The sequence below is a fragment of the Stutzerimonas stutzeri genome, assembly GCF_018138085.1.
GTDB lineage: Bacteria > Pseudomonadota > Gammaproteobacteria > Pseudomonadales > Pseudomonadaceae > Stutzerimonas > Stutzerimonas stutzeri_AI.
Genome location: NZ_CP073105.1, coordinates 3309122 through 3323391 on the forward strand (window position 1 = coordinate 3309122; position 14270 = coordinate 3323391).

Consider the following 14270-nt stretch of genomic DNA (forward strand, 5'->3'; position numbering starts at 1 on the left):
ATGTAGGGGCTGATAAAAAGGGCTACATTATGCCGGCGCACCCTAGCGCCGGCAATCTGTGCAGCGGAAACACTGACAGCGCGCCGCGCGGATAGTTACAATCCGGGCGGTCCATTTTTTCGACCGGAGCCACGCCCACTCGTGTCCGTATTGCGCCTTCCGCCCATGCCTGCCGCCAGCGGCAAGCAAACCTGGGGCAACCTTCCTGGAGCCGCGCTGAGCCTGGCCATTGCCGAAGCGGCCAGCAACGCAGAGCGATTCACCCTTCTTCTCACGGCCGACAGCCAGAGCGCCGAGCGCTTGCAGGACGAGCTCGCTTTTTTCGCGCCTGGACTGCCGGTGCTGCACTTCCCGGACTGGGAAACACTGCCCTACGACGTCTTTTCGCCGCACCAGGACATCATTTCGCAACGGATCGCGGCGCTGTACCGCCTGCCAGAGCTGACCCACGGCGTGCTGGTAGTCCCCATCACCACGGCGCTACATAGGCTGGCGCCGAAACGCTTTTTGCTCGGTTCCAGCCTTGTTCTGGATATCGGCCAGAAGCTCGACGTGGAACAGATGCGTTCGCGCCTGGAGGCGGCCGGCTATCGCTGCGTCGATACCGTTTACGAGCATGGCGAATTTGCCGTGCGCGGCGCGCTGATCGACCTGTTTCCGATGGGCAGCGTCCTGCCCTACCGCATCGACCTGTTCGATGACGAGATCGAAACGCTGCGAACCTTCGATCCGGAGAACCAGCGCTCAATCGATAAGGTCGAGTCGATCCGCCTGTTGCCGGCACGTGAATTTCCCGTCCGGAAAGAGTCGGTAACTGGCTTCCGAGCGCGGTTCCGTGAGCGCTTCGACGTCGACTTCCGCCGTTGCCCGATCTATCAGGACCTTTCCACCGGCATTACGCCGGCCGGCATCGAGTACTACCTGCCGCTGTTCTTCGACGAGACCTCGACGCTGTTCGACTATCTGCCGGAAGACACCCAGGTCTTCTCCCTGCCCGGCATCGAGCAGGCTGCCGAGCACTTCTGGAAGGATGTGCGCAGCCGTTACGAGGATCGCCGTGTCGACCCCGAGCGGCCGCTGCTGCCGCCGGCCGAGCTGTTCATCCCGGTCGAGGATTGCTTCGCCCACCTGAAATCCTGGCCACGCGTCGTGGTCAGCCAGGACGATGTCGAAACCGGCATCGGCCGCGAGCGCTTTCCGGCCAGCCGCTTTCCGGAACTGGCCATAGATGCCAAGGCCAGCGAACCGCTGGGCGCGCTGCGGCGCTTCCTTGATGAATTTCCCGGCCGAGTGCTGTTCACCGCCGAATCGGCGGGCCGTCGCGAAGTGTTGCTGGAATTGCTGGCGCGTTTGAAGTTGCGCCCCCAGGAAGTGGGCGGTTGGCCGGAATTCGTCGACAGCAAGGAACGACTGGCAATCACCATCGCGCCGCTGGACGACGGGCTGCTGCTGCAGGACGTGGCGCTGATCGCCGAGAGTCCGCTGTTCGGCCAGCGGATCATGCAGCGTCGGCGGCGCGAAAAAGGCCGTGATGCCGGCGAGAACGTCATCAAGAACCTCACCGAGCTGCGCGAAGGCGCCCCGGTGGTGCATATCGATCACGGTGTCGGCCGCTATCAGGGCCTGGTCACGCTGGAAATTGAAGGCCAGGCCGCCGAGTTCCTGATGTTGCAATACGCAGAGGAAGCCAAGCTCTACGTACCGGTTTCCAGCCTGCATCTCATTGCCCGTTACACCGGCAGCGACGATGCCCTGGCCCCGCTTCACCGCCTGGGCTCGGAAACCTGGCAGAAGGCCAAGCGCAAGGCCGCCGAGCAGGTCCGCGACGTGGCTGCCGAGCTGCTGGACATCTATGCCCGCCGCGCCGCGCGTGAAGGCCACGCCTTCGCCGATCCGCAGGTCGATTACGAAACCTTCAGCGCTGGCTTTCCGTTCGAGGAAACGCCGGACCAGCAGGCAGCCATCGAGGCCGTGCGCAGCGACATGCTCGCGGCCAAGCCGATGGATCGCCTGATCTGCGGTGACGTCGGCTTCGGCAAGACCGAAGTGGCCATGCGCGCCGCCTTCATCGCGGTGCACAGCGGCAAGCAGGTCGCGGTGTTGGTGCCGACCACCTTGCTCGCCCAGCAGCACTACAACAGCTTCCGCGACCGCTTCGCCGACTGGCCGGTGCGTGTCGAGGTGATGAGCCGCTTCAAGTCGGCCAAGGAAATCCAGGCGGCGGTGCAGGAACTGGCCGAAGGCAAGGTGGATATCCTCATCGGCACCCACAAGCTGCTGCAGGACGACGTCAAGTTCACCAACCTGGGGCTGGTGATCATCGACGAGGAGCACCGCTTCGGCGTGCGCCAGAAGGAGCAGCTCAAGGCACTGCGCAGCGAGGTGGATATCCTCACCCTCACCGCCACGCCGATTCCGCGGACGCTGAACATGGCGGTCGCCGGCATGCGCGACCTGTCCATCATCGCCACGCCGCCGGCGCGCCGGTTGTCGGTGCGTACCTTCGTGATGGAGCAACAGGACGCGGTAATAAAAGAGGCGCTGCTGCGCGAGCTGCTGCGCGGCGGCCAGGTCTACTACTTGCACAACGACGTCAAGACCATCGAGAAATGCGCCGCCGACATCGCCGCGCTGGTGCCAGAGGCCCGCATCGGCGTCGGCCACGGACAGATGCGCGAGCGCGAACTCGAACAGGTGATGGGCGACTTCTACCACAAGCGATTCAACGTGCTGATCGCCTCGACCATCATCGAGACCGGCATCGACGTGCCGAGCGCCAACACCATCATCATCGAGCGTGCCGACAAGTTCGGCCTGGCCCAGTTGCATCAGCTGCGCGGCCGGGTCGGGCGCAGTCACCACCAGGCCTATGCCTACCTGCTGACGCCGCCGCGCAAGGCCATGACCGACGACGCACAGAAGCGCCTGGAAGCCATCGCCAACGCGCAGGATCTGGGCGCGGGCTTCGTCCTGGCCACCCACGACCTGGAAATCCGCGGCGCGGGCGAACTGCTGGGCGACGGCCAGAGCGGCCAGATCCAGGCGGTCGGCTTCACCCTGTACATGGAAATGCTCGAGCGTGCGGTCAAGTCGATCCAGAAGGGCGAACAACCGAACCTCGACCAGCCGCTGGGCGGCGGACCGGAGATCAACCTGCGCCTGCCGGCGCTGATCCCCGAGGACTACCTGCCGGACGTACATGCGCGGTTGATCCTTTACAAGCGCATCGCCAACGCCACCGACGAGGACGGCCTCAAGGAGCTGCAGGTCGAGATGATCGACCGCTTCGGCCTGCTGCCTGAGCCGACCAAGAACCTGGTCCGCCTGACGCTGCTGAAACTGCACGCCGAGAAGCTAGGCATCACCAAGATCGACGCTGGCCCGCAGGGCGGCCGCATCGAGTTCGCCGCCGATACCAGCGTCGATCCGATGGTGCTGATCAAGCTGATCCAGAGCCAGCCCAAACGCTACAAGTTCGAAGGCGCGACGGTGTTCAAATTCCAGGTACCGATGGAACGACCGGAGGAGCGCTTCAACACGCTCGAGGCGTTGCTGGAACGCCTGTCAGCGGACAAGGGCTGAGCATGCCGAGGTTGCACATGATGTCCACCCGAATTGCCGCGAACGATGCCCGGTAGCTTTCTCGCCTCGTTGCCGACGGGCTGGTCGCTGCTGTTTTCGGACAACGCAATGATGCGCGGCGAGCAGTACGCCGACGAACAGCGCATCAGGATCCTCAGGGAGGACAGCCACTTCGTCGAATCGACCTGCAACGGCTCCAGAGGCAGCCTGTATCGGCAATCGCTGCAGCTGTCGCGCGACAGCAGGCTCAGCTGCGTATGCAGCTGCCCGGTGGGGCTGAACTGCAAGCATTGCGCAGCCCTCATCTTCACGCTGCAAAGCCAGGCCAGACAGCGGCCGGCGGACGAAGCCGTGCCAGACGACGGGGGATTTCCGGGCACGCTGGAACGCTGGCTGTCGCAACTGCCCAACGCGCTGGGCGGCGACTCGCAAGCAGGCCCGGGCTGGTGTCTTCACTACCTGCTGACCCCAGACACCCATGTCGAAACCTTCAAGGTGCGCCTGCGCAAGGATGGCAGCCCGGGCGAGCGGCAGCCCTTTTACGGCATGCGTGAGGCGAGCTTTCGGCAACCGAGCTTCATGACCCCGCTGGATCTGCGCATCGCGGCCCTGGTGTCGCTGATCCGCGTATCCGGTAGCGGCTTCATGCTCGACGGTGAGAATGGCGGCGAGACGCTGCGCCTCATCCTCGAAACCGGCCGCGCCTATCTCGATTGGGATAAACCGGCTCTGCAGCCTGGTCGGTCGCGGCAGGCACGCTTCCACTGGGCGCAACGCCCTGACGGCGCTTACCAGCCCGAACTGGTCATGAGCGACGAACAAGCCAAGCGACTGGAGGCCATCGATCCGCTGTATTACCTCGACAGGGAGCGAAACGAAGTCGGGTTGCTGGACCACGGCCTGCCGGCGCCACTGGCCCGGCACCTGCTCGAAGCGCCCCCGGTGCCGTCCGCGCAGGCAGCACTGTTCAGCCTGACGCTGAACGAGATCGCGCCACAGTTGCCGGCACCGGCCAAGGCGGTGGAAGAGCGGACCGATGACGTCGCGCCCGTCCCGCGTCTGACGCTGGGCAGCCATCACGCCGTCAACTACCAACCGAGCAGCGGCCGCATGGTGGGCGAGCACCAGCACCGTGCCGGCCTGAGTTTCGTCTATGGCGCGACGGCGCTACACGGCAAGGCCAAGCCCGGCCAGCGCGTACGCCACGTCGAGAACGGTCGGGTGATGAGCATTCTTCGCCAGCCTGACGCCGAGCAGGCGCTGCGCCAACAGATGACGGCACTCGGGTTCCGGCCGGCGCTGCGCCAAAGCCAGGCGCTGCCCAAGGACTCGGCGGAAATGTTCGAACTGCCCAGCGAGGCGGCCTGGCTGCAATTCGCCCAGACGCAGCTGCCGGCATTACGCGACCAGGGCTGGCAGATACAGATGCAGCCGGGCTTCGCCTACGATCTGACGCCGGTGGATGCCTGGTACGTGGACGTCGACGAGGCGCCCGAGCACAGCTGGTTCGATCTGGAGCTGGGCATCATCGTCGACGGCGAACGGATCAGCCTGCTGCCGGTTTTGCTCGGCCTGATCCGCCGCAGCCCGGCGCTGCTATCGCCCCAGGCGCTGGCGCAGCGCGACGACGACGAAACCCTGCGCGTCCAGCTCGACAAGCGTCGCGACAATGACGAGCTGCCGCTGCAAGTCCTGCTGCCCTTCGGACGCCTGAAACCCATCCTCGCCACCCTCTCGGAACTCTATCTGCGCGAGCAGCCAGCTGGCGAGCCGCTGCGCCTGGGACACGCCGATGCGGCGCGGCTGGCGCAGCTCGATGCCCTCGAAATGCAGTGGCATGGTGGCGAACACCTGCGCGAATTCGCCCAGCGTCTGTGCGACTATCGCCAGCAGTCCGTCGCGCTGCCGAGCAGCCTCGACGCCCAATTGCGCCCCTATCAGGTGGACGGTTTGCGCTGGATGCAGACACTGCGCGCGCTCGGCATCGGCGGCGTGCTGGGCGACGACATGGGGTTGGGCAAGACGCTGCAGACCCTCGCCCACCTGCTGCTGGAAAAGGAATCGGGACGCATGGATCGCCCCTCTCTGGTGGTCATGCCGACCAGCCTGATTCCCAACTGGCAGGACGAAGCCGCGCGCTTCGCCCCCGGATTGAAGATCGCCACCCTGCACGGCACGGCGCGCCAGCAGTATTTCGAGCGCCTCGGCGAATTCGACGTGCTGCTGACCACCTATGCGCTGCTGCCCCGCGACATCGAGCGGCTCGCGGACACGCCGCTGCACGTGCTTGTTCTCGACGAAGCGCAGAACATCAAGAACGCCAGCAGCAAGGCCGCTCAGGCGGCTGGACGGCTGAACGCCCGCCAGCGCCTATGCCTGACCGGTACGCCACTGGAAAACCACCTGGGTGAGCTCTGGTCACTGTTCAATTTCCTTATCCCCGGCTGGCTGGGCGACGCCAAACGCTTCACCCGCGAATACCGGACTCCGATCGAGAAGAACGGCGACACCGACCGCCTGCAACACCTCATCGCGCGCATCAAGCCGTTCCTGCTCAGACGGCGAAAGGAACAGGTAGCCAGCGAGCTGCCGGCCAAGACCGAAATACTCCATTGGGTCGAGCTGAGCCCGGCCCAGCGTGATTTCTACGAGACCGTACGGCTTGCCATGGACAGCCGGGTTCGCGCGGAAATCGACAGCAAGGGCCTGGCGCGCAGCCAGATCGTCATCCTCGACGCGCTGCTCAAGTTGCGGCAGGTCTGTTGCGACCTGCGCCTGGTCAAGGGTGACCTGGCCAAACCCGCTCGGGGCAGCACCTCGGGCAAGCTCGAAAGCCTGATGCAGATGCTTACCGAGCAGCTTGCCGAAGGCCGTCGCATCCTGCTGTTCTCCCAGTTCACCTCGATGCTGGCGCTGATCGAAGAGGAACTTCGCACCCGCGCCATCGACTACGTGCAGATTACCGGCGACACCCAGGACCGGCGGACCCCGGTCCGGCGCTTTCAGAATGGCGACGTGTCGCTGTTCCTGATCAGTCTCAAGGCCGGCGGCACCGGCCTGAACCTGACAGCCGCCGATACCGTGATCCACTACGATCCCTGGTGGAACCCGGCGGCGGAAAACCAGGCGACCGACCGCGCCCATCGCATCGGCCAGGACAAGCCGGTGTTCGTCTACAAGCTGATCGCGCGCGACACGGTCGAGGAGAAGATTCAACAGCTGCAACGACGCAAGGCGGACCTGGCGGCGGGCATCCTGGATGCCGGAAACACCGCCAACTGGCAACTGGATCCCGCCGACATCGAAGCGCTCTTCGCCCCGCTGCCATAGGAAGTCGCCGACATGCGCAGACTCGCTACGCCCGCCGACTTCGACCGCGTCTACGACATCTACATGCATGACGAAGTGGTGCCCTATCTCGGCTTCGATCCCATGCCGCGCGAAGCCTTCGGCCGGGTCTTCGATCCCTTGTTCGACAGCGGATGCTTCTACGTCTACGAGCTCGAGCATCGGGTGCAGGGTTTCTACAAGGCGCAACGGCACATCGGCCGCGCCGCGCATGTCGCTTATATCGGCACCCTGGCCGTGGCGCCAGAGGTCAAGGGACGCGGCGTGGCCAGGGCGATGTTCGAGGATGCCATCGCCCGGTTACGTCGCGCTGGCATTCGCAGAGTCGAATTGACGGTCGAAGCGGATAACCTACGCGCCATCGCGTTCTATCAACGCTTCGGTTTCAGCCACGAAGGCACCCAGCGTGCCGCGTACAAGCGCGCCGACGACGACCGCTACGTGGACGAACTCATGTACGGATTGCTGCTGAACGACTGAGGCGGATGGCGCGCAGCGCCCGGTATCGACCGCGGGCGCTGCGTCGTACGATCAGCCCTTGAGCTTGACCGTGGTCTGGGCCACCAGCTCGCCCTGATAGCGGGCAATGGTCAGCTCCTTGTTCGATGGCTGACGCGAGCCGTCACCACCGGCGATGGTCGAGGCGCCGTACGGCGTACCGCCATTGACCTCGGAGATATCGAAGAACTCGCCGATGCCATAACCGGTAGGCACGATGATCATTCCGTGATGCGCCAGTGTGGTCCAGGTCGAGGTGATGGTCATCTCCTGGCCGCCACCGGTACCCGTGGAGGTGAACACGCTGGCGACCTTGCCGTGCAGTGCGCCTTTGGCCCAGAGCCCGCCGGTCTGGTCGAGGAAGTTGCGCATCTGTCCGGACATGTTGCCGAAGCGAGTCGGCGTGCCGAAGATGATCGCATCGTAATCGGCCAGCTCCGCAGGGCTGGCGACCGGCGCCGGTTGATCGACCTTGCCGCCGGCGTTCTTGAACGCCTCCTGCGGCATGGTTTCCGGCACTCGCTTGACCGTGACTTCAGCGCCGTCGACTCGACGTGCGCCTTCGGCTACCGCGTTGGCCATGGTTTCGATGTGGCCATACATCGAGTGATACAGCACGAGAATCTTCGCCATCTCTGTTGCCTCCTGGTTGGATTGTGTTCCGGTTGATTCGTCAGCGGTTGGCTTAATGAACGTCCACCAACACGATTTCACTGTCTTCAAGCGCCTTGATGCGTAGCCTCGTCTCATCACGCACGGCCACCCCATCCCCGGCGCTGGCGGTTTGTCCGTCGATGTCGATACGGCCGCTTGCGGCCACCAGATAGACCTTGCGGTCCGGCGCGATCACGTATTCGGCAACCTGCCCGGCAGAAAGTGTCGCCGCGGCCAGACGCGCATCGGCGCGGATCGGCAAAGCGTCGCCATCCTCAGCCATGCCGCTGGCAAGGGTGACAAAGCGGCCGGCCCGCTCGCCAACCGGGAATGGACGCGTGCCCCAGGCCGGCGGCAGGCCGGACTGGTCCGGGTAGATCCAGATCTGGAAGAGTTCGGTGGTCTCGTCCTCCAGGTTGTACTCACTGTGCGCGATGCCGGTGCCGGCACTCATGACCTGCACGTCACCGGCCTCGGTCCGGCCACGGTTGCCAAGGCTGTCCTCATGGGTGATCGCGCCTTTACGCACATAGGTGATGATTTCCATGTCGCGATGAGGATGCGTGGGGAACCCCGACTGCGGCGCGATGCTGTCATCGTTCCAGACGCGCAGATGCCCCCAGTGCATGCGTGCGGGGTCGTGGTAGTCGGCGAAGGAAAAGTGATGCCGCGTATCCAGCCAACCATGCTGGCCACCGCCGAGCTCGGCGCGGGGACGAATATCGATCATGAGAAATCTCCAAGAAGAAGCCGATCTGGCGCCAGGCGCGCCGAGCGATGAAGTGGGGTCATCTTCTATTGGATCGGCCCGTCCATGGTTGGATATTTCCGCACCAACCAATCGTAAATTTCGATATTTACGCCACCCGCTACCCAGCCATGCGAACCGTCTGGTCAGGCCAGAAATGCCAGCACTTCATCGAGCAGCAGTTCGGGCACTTCCTCCGGCAGATAATGGCCGGCCGGCAGCGCCCTGCCCTGCACCGTTGACGCAACACGACGCCATTCCGCCAGCGGATCGAAGCAACGCTCAATGACACCGTTGGCGCCCCAGAGCACGAGCAGCGGTGCTTCGATCATCCGCCCGGCCGCACGGTCTTGGCGATCATGCTCGAGATCGATGCCGGCGCTGGCCCGGTAGTCTTCGCAAAAGGCGTGGATGGTGCCGGGCAGCTTCATGCAACGCAGGTACTCGGCGAACGCGGCCTCGCTGAACGGGTGCACATGATCGGCGCGGGTGGCCACGGCGGTGCGCAAGATCAGCTCGGGATCGGCCTGCAGCAGTGTCTCCGGCAGCGGCGCCGGACGGATCAGGAAGAACCAGTGCCAGTAGGCGCGGGCAAAGGCCTCGTCCGTCTGGCTGTACATGGTGAGGGTCGGCGCGATATCGAGCAGGATCAGCCGACGCACCGCCTCGGGGTGGTCCATCGCCAACCGGTGGCTGACCCGCGCGCCCCGGTCGTGGGCAAGGATATCGAAGCGTTCGAAACCCAACGCCCGCATCAGCTCGACCTGGTCACGCGCCATCTCGCGCTTGCTGTAGGCAACGTGGTTCTCGCCGCCTGGCGGCTTGCTGCTGTCGCCGTAGCCGCGCAGGTCGGTGGCGATCACCGTGAAGCGCTCGGCCAGCGGGCCGGCAATCCTGTGCCAGATCACATGGGTCTGCGGATAGCCGTGCAACAGGAGCAGGGGCGGACCGGAGCCGCCCTTGCGATAGTTGATCCGCACACCGTTGACTTCGCATTCGCCGCGCTGGAATTGCTCGAACATCGGACCCCTCCTGGAAGATGAGTCCTAAGCCTAGGCGCAGATTCGCCGAGCGCAACGAACGCTGCTTGATCAGCCCAGGGCCAGCGGCAAAAACAGCGCGATCAGGATGCCCAGCAGGCTCATGCCCAGTGCGGCAAAAGCGCCGCACTCGTCGCCCTCCTCCAGCGCCCGCGCGGTGCCGATGGCGTGGGCGTTGATGCCATAGCTCAAGCCTCGCGCGGCCGGATGTTCGACCCCCGCCCAGCCCAGCAGCAAGGGCCCGAGCGCGGTGCCGATCACACCGGTGAGCATGACGAACACCGCCGCCAGCGATGCCAGGCCGCCCAGCTGTTCGGCCACCAGCATGGCGATTGGCATGGTTGCCGCCTTGGGCGACAGGCTCATCAGCACCGTCAGATCCGCGCCCAACGCATGGGCGATCACCAGGGTCAGGGAGACGCCAAGCAGGCCGCCGCTGACCAGCGTGACGAGGATCGGCCAGAACAGCTGCCGGATGCGCCGAATATGGCGGTACAAAGGCACCGCCAGCGCCACGGTCGCCGGCCCGACCAGCACCGCGATCATCGACGCGTCGGCGCGGTAGCTCGCGTAGTCGATACCGCACAAGTAAAGCGTGCCGACCACCAGCAGCATGCCGACCATGACCGGTTGCAGCACAAGCCAGCCGCTGCGTCGATAAAGTGCCAGCGCCAGCTGGAAGGCGATCAGCGTCAGCGCCACGGAAAACAGCGGGTGGTCCAGTGTCATGGCCCAGACGCTACGCCAGTCGACAGCGCTCATGCTCGCTCCTCGCGCCGGCGATCCATGCGCTTGATCAGCACCTGCATCAACCAACCGCAGAACGGCACCGTCACCATCAGCGACAGGACCAGCCCGGCCGCAATCGCCGGCAGGTTTGCCAGCAAGGCCTCGCTGCTGGTCATGATCCCCGCCGCCGGCACGATCAACAGCAGCGGCAGGTACTGAAACAGCAGCGCAGCGGTTTTTTCCAGCGGTTCGGGAACGCCGCGACGCAGCAATAACACTCCGAAAAGCAGAACCAGGCCGATGATGGGCCCAGGCAGCGCCGGCACCAGCGAGAGATGAACCACGCTGCCAAGCAGCTGCAGCACGACCAGCCAGGTCAGGCCTTTGAGAATCATGGGAAGTCCTATTACGGCAGAACGGAACGGGCAATGATGCAGGGAATGGTCGCCGACAGCACGCATCGTCGGCCCCGACGGACTATCACCTGCCTCGCGCCCTTCGAAACAGGTGCAGATGGGCGTTAAAAAAACGCATCAGCTGGTCGCACTGCTGTGGCCTGGCGTCGCACACGGAAAGCCCCGTGCATGCCGTCCGCCCTCCGGCGAACCCGACACAACCCAACGGCGCTGCGGCGCACGGCTTGACCCGTCGTTCAGGCGCGGCTCCCGGCGAGGCCGCGAAGCATCTGATCCGTATTTTTCCGCGTTAGCTGAGTCTGTTATGCAACACAACCGGATCAGATCATCGGCGCCGCCTGTTCAGCCTGATAGGGGCACACCATGACCGAACGCATTCCTGCCGCGATCATCGACACGGTCGACCCGCGCAAACCGCTCCGCCTGACGCCCGCGCTGGCGGGCGGGCCCATCCACACGCGCAGCTTCCCCGGCTTCTTCCGCAATCTGCGCCTGGTCGGTGCGGGCTTTCTTTTCCTGCTCTACTTCGGCACCCAGTGGCTGAACTGGGAAGGTCGCCAGGCGGTGCTCTGGGATCTGGGCAGACAGCAATTCCACATCTTCGGCGCCACGTTCTGGCCGCAGGACTTCATCCTCCTGTCGGCATTGCTGATCATCGCGGCGTTCGGACTGTTCTTCATTACCGTCCTGGCCGGCCGGGTCTGGTGCGGCTATGCCTGTCCGCAAAGCACCTGGACCTGGGTGTTCATGTGGGCCGAGAAGGTCACCGAGGGTGACCGTAACCAGCGTATCAAGCTGGACGCGGCCGGCTGGTCGCTGAACAAGCTGCTGCGTCGCGGTGCCAAGCACGGCCTCTGGTTAGCCGTGAGCCTGGCGACGGCGATCGCCTTCGTCGGCTACTTCACCCCGGTGCGCACACTCGTCAGCGAGCTGTTCAGCCTGCAATTGGGGATGACCACCGCCTTCTGGCTGTTCTTCTTCACGGCGGCGACCTACATCAACGCCGGCTGGCTGCGCGAGCAGGTCTGCGTGCACATGTGCCCGTACTCACGGTTCCAGAGCGTGATGTTCGATGCCGACACCATGACGGTCGCCTACGATGCCGCGCGGGGCGAACAGCGCGGTGCCCGCCGCAAGGACAGCGATCCAAAGGCCCAGGGTCTGGGCGACTGCATCGACTGCACCCTGTGCGTGCAGGTCTGCCCCACCGGTATCGACATCCGCGACGGCCTGCAGCTGGACTGCATCAGTTGCGGCGCCTGCATCGATGCCTGCGACAGCGTGATGGACAAAATGGGCTACGCCCGCGGGTTGGTCCGCTACAGCTCCGAACGTGCGCTCGAAGGCGGACAGACGCGGCTGCTGCGACCGCGCCTTGTCGGCTACGCGACCGCACTGGTGGTGATGATCGGCGCATTCATCTGGGCATTGCACGCGCGACCGCTGCTCTCGCTTGACGTGACCCGGGATCGGACGCTCTATCGCGAAAACATGCAGGGCCAGATCGAGAACATGTACAGCCTCAAGCTGATCAACAAGACCCAGCAACGGCACAGCTATCGGATCGCGTTGCAAAGCGGGCCATTCGAGCTGCAGGGGCCCGGCGAAGTCAGCCTGGCGCCCGGAGAGATTGTCGATCTGCCGGTCAGCGTGGCGCTGGTCAATGATAGCGAAAGCGGCCGATCACAGCGTGCGTTGCACTTCGTTGCCCTTGAAGCGGGCAACCCGGCGAGTTCGGTCAGTGCACAAAGCACCTTCATCGCACCCCGGGTTCGGTAGCATGGGCCAATCAACCATCGCCATGGCCGGCCAGCAGCGCCGTAGGGTCCACCCGCTACGATGAAACGCTACGAGAGATTTGCCGAAGAGATCGCCGAGCTGATCCGCAGTGGTCTGCTGGCGCCGGGCGAACGTGTGCCTTCGGTGCGCCACGCCAGCCGCACCTACGGCATCAGCCCCGCCACCGTGTTTCAGGCGTATTACCAGCTGGAGGATCGCGGCCTGATCCAGGCGCGAGCGCGCTCGGGCTATTTCGTCCGCGAACACGCCAAGCGTCCGCTGCCCGAGCCGGAAATCAGCCCGCGCCTGAGCGAGACTACGGACGTGGCCGTCAGCGAACTGGTGTTCTCGGTACTGGCCTCGCTGCGCGACCCGGATACCGTGCCCTTCGGCTCGGCCTTTCCCAGTCCGGACCTGTTTCCCCTGCAGCGCCTGGCGCGCTCGATGGCGCAAACCGTGCGCGACATGCAGGCGAGCGATGTGGTCGCCGACATGACCAGCGGCAACCCGGCGCTATGCAGGCAAATCGCCCTGCGCTACATGCTCGGTGGTGTGATGCTGCCAATGGAGGAGCTGGTGATTACCACCGGCGCCATGGAGGCGCTGAACCTGTGCCTGCAGGTCGTCACCGAGCCCGGCGATCTGGTGGCCATCGAAGCGCCCGCCTTCTACGCCACGCTGCAGGTGCTCGAAAGGCTAAAGCTCAAAGCCGTCGAAATCCCGGTGCATCCGCGCGACGGCATCGACCTGGGCAGTCTGGCCAGCAGCCTGGCCAACCTGCCGATCAAGGCCTGCTGGTTCATGAGCAGCCTGCAGAATCCGCTCGGCGCAAGCATGACCGAAGCCAGCAAGCAGGCCCTTTACGACCTGCTGCGACACCACCAGGTGCCGCTGATCGAAGACGACGTCTACGCCGAGCTCTACTTCACCCGCGAGCCGCCCAAACCGGTCAAAAGCTACGACCGCGACGGGCTGGTGATGCACTGCGGCTCGTTCTCCAAGAGCCTGGCGCCGGGCTACCGGATCGGCTGGGTAGCCGGGGGGCGCTATTCCGAGCGCATCAGCCGGCTCAAGCTGATGACCACTTTATCTCCTTCGCTACCGGCCCAGGCCGCCATTGCCGACTACCTGCAAAACGGCGGCTACGACCGACATCTGCGCAAACTGCGCCATGCCCTGGAGCGTCAACAGAGCGAAATGCTCGCCGCTGCCGCCCGGCACTTTCCGGCGAGCACTCGGGTGACCCGCCCCAACGGGGGCTATTTCCTGTGGTTCGAATTCCCCGAGCAAGTGGACTCGCTCAAGCTGCTGCAACTGGCCCTCGCCCAGGGCATCAGCCTCGCACCCGGGCCGATCTTCTCGGCAACGCGGCGCTTCGGAAACTGCGCGCGGCTTAACCACGGCTATCCGTGGAACGCGCGCAGCGAAGCAGCGATGGCTTTGCTTGGCCGGATGCTCCGCTCCTTCTGAGACATT

At 64.6% G+C, this 14270-nt stretch carries 10 protein-coding genes; 5 read left to right on the forward strand and 5 right to left on the reverse strand.

What is annotated here, in order from left to right:
• Positions 1-141 precede the first annotated feature (141 nt).
• The 3 genes from mfd to KCX70_RS15275 are packed head-to-tail and all read left to right on the forward strand — an operon-like array spanning position 142 to position 7410.
• Entirely contained in the window at positions 142-3582 is a 3441-nt protein-coding gene (mfd, locus tag KCX70_RS15265; protein WP_212618050.1) for a transcription-repair coupling factor, read from the forward strand.
• Positions 3583-3627: 45 nt separating this feature from the next.
• Entirely contained in the window at positions 3628-6912 is a 3285-nt protein-coding gene (locus KCX70_RS15270; protein ID WP_212618051.1) for a DEAD/DEAH box helicase, read from the forward strand.
• 12 nt (positions 6913-6924) lie between these two features.
• Positions 6925-7410, forward strand: a complete 486-nt coding sequence (locus tag KCX70_RS15275; protein ID WP_212618052.1) for a GNAT family N-acetyltransferase — start codon at positions 6925-6927, stop codon at positions 7408-7410.
• 51 nt (positions 7411-7461) lie between these two features.
• Here KCX70_RS15275 and wrbA read toward each other — a convergent pair whose 3' ends face one another.
• From wrbA to KCX70_RS15300, 5 genes are all read right to left on the reverse strand, one after another.
• Entirely contained in the window at positions 7462-8061 is a 600-nt protein-coding gene (wrbA, locus tag KCX70_RS15280; protein WP_212618053.1) for an NAD(P)H:quinone oxidoreductase, read from the reverse strand.
• A gap of 52 nt (positions 8062-8113) precedes the next feature.
• Positions 8114-8812 (reverse strand): pirin family protein, encoded by a 699-nt coding sequence (locus tag KCX70_RS15285; protein ID WP_212618054.1) that lies wholly within the window; start codon positions 8810-8812, stop codon positions 8114-8116.
• A 164-nt stretch (positions 8813-8976) separates the two neighbouring features.
• Positions 8977-9852, reverse strand: coding sequence for an alpha/beta fold hydrolase (locus KCX70_RS15290; RefSeq protein ID WP_212618055.1), 876 nt, complete (start codon positions 9850-9852; stop codon positions 8977-8979).
• A 69-nt stretch (positions 9853-9921) separates the two neighbouring features.
• The gene (locus KCX70_RS15295) at positions 9922-10632 is read right to left on the reverse strand and encodes an LrgB family protein (protein ID WP_021206524.1); all 711 of its coding nucleotides are present in this window, start codon (positions 10630-10632) and stop codon (positions 9922-9924) included.
• Positions 10629-10994 carry a CidA/LrgA family protein gene (locus KCX70_RS15300; RefSeq protein ID WP_021206525.1) on the reverse strand — a complete coding sequence of 122 codons (366 nt, stop codon included), beginning with the start codon at positions 10992-10994 and terminating at the stop codon, positions 10629-10631. The genes KCX70_RS15295 and KCX70_RS15300 overlap by 4 nt, the downstream gene beginning before the upstream one ends.
• A gap of 384 nt (positions 10995-11378) precedes the next feature.
• On the opposite strand from KCX70_RS15300, the gene ccoG reads away from it, so the two are divergent.
• Together ccoG and mapR are read left to right on the forward strand one after the other, a co-directional pair.
• On the forward strand, positions 11379-12794 hold the full coding sequence (ccoG, locus tag KCX70_RS15305) for a cytochrome c oxidase accessory protein CcoG (protein ID WP_212618056.1): 1416 nt from the start codon (positions 11379-11381) through the stop codon (positions 12792-12794).
• A gap of 60 nt (positions 12795-12854) precedes the next feature.
• A complete protein-coding gene (mapR, locus tag KCX70_RS15310) occupies positions 12855-14264 on the forward strand; it encodes a GntR family transcriptional regulator MpaR (RefSeq protein ID WP_212618057.1) in 1410 nt (469 codons plus the stop codon).
• The last annotated feature ends 6 nt before the right edge of the window (positions 14265-14270 follow it).